A 985-nucleotide genomic window follows, 5' to 3' on the forward strand; every position below is an offset into this window, starting at 1 on the left:
CGCCGCCAAGCCGGCCGCGCCGTCGTCGGCTCCGAAGCCGACGGCCAAGCCGATGCCGGCCCCGCCGAAGCCCGCCGCCCCCCGCGGCGGTGCCCCCAAGCCCGGTCCTCGGGCCTGACCCCCCGGGGTCGCCACAGACCAGCCCGGTCCGGACGGACCGGGGTGACCAGCACTGCCGTGCGCGCCGCGCACGGCAGCGATGAGTGAAGGAGAACGGCAGCCATGCCGAAGATGAAGACCCACAGCGGTGCCAAGAAGCGCTTCCGCGTGACCGGCTCCGGCAAGATCATGCGCCAGCAGGCGAACCGCCGCCACTACCTGGAGCACAAGTCCTCGCGCCTGACCCGCCGTCTCAAGGGCGACCAGCTCGTCTCCAAGGGCAGCATCAAGCAGATCAAGCGGATGCTCGGCATCTGACACCCCCCCGGCCTCGCCGGAACCCCTTCCTCCTCGGCCGTGACGCGCCAGTGCGCGCCCCGGGGACCACACAGATTGGAGTACGCACGTGGCACGTGTGAAGCGGGCAGTGAACGCCCACAAGAAGCGTCGGACCATGCTGGAGCGCGCCTCCGGCTACCGCGGCCAGCGGTCTCGCCTGTACCGCAAGGCGAAGGAGCAGATGCTCCACTCGTTCACCTACAACTACCAGCATCGCCACAAGCGCAAGGGTGACTTCCGTCGCCTGTGGATCACCCGCATCAACGCGGCCGCCCGCGCCAACGGCATGACCTACAACCGCTTCATGCAGGGCCTCAAGCTGGCCGGCGTCGAGGTGGACCGCCGCATGCTGGCCGAGATCGCCGTCTCCGACGCCGCGACCTTCGCCGTGCTGGTGAAGACCGCCCGCGAGGCGCTGCCCGCGGACGTGAACGCCCCCGCCGTCTCCCGCTGAGCCGGCTCCGGGGCCCTGAGAGCCCCACCACCACGCCCCAGGCGTGAGCACCACCGCCGACGGGGCGGGTCCTCCACCGAGGCCCGCCCCGTC

Annotated in this window: 2 protein-coding genes; both read left to right on the plus strand. The window is 71.5% G+C overall.

The annotated features are described in order from the left end of the window. Positions 1-222: 222 nt before the first annotated feature. Positions 223-417 carry a 50S ribosomal protein L35 gene (gene rpmI / locus HMPREF3105_RS08550; protein WP_002853699.1) on the plus strand — a complete coding sequence of 65 codons (195 nt, stop codon included), beginning with the start codon at positions 223-225 and terminating at the stop codon, positions 415-417. 88 nt (positions 418-505) lie between these two features. Continuing rightward, a complete protein-coding gene (gene rplT / locus HMPREF3105_RS08555; RefSeq protein WP_041105250.1) occupies positions 506-892 on the plus strand; it encodes a 50S ribosomal protein L20 in 387 nt (128 codons plus the stop codon). The last annotated feature ends 93 nt before the right edge of the window (positions 893-985 follow it).

Source organism: Micrococcus sp. HMSC31B01, assembly GCF_001816085.1.
GTDB lineage: Bacteria > Actinomycetota > Actinomycetes > Actinomycetales > Micrococcaceae > Micrococcus > Micrococcus luteus.

Coding starts and splice junctions, on each gene's coding strand:
- rpmI (WP_002853699.1), top strand. CDS start 223: ATGCCGAAGATGAAGACCCACAGCGGTGCCAAGAAGCGCTTCCGCGTG.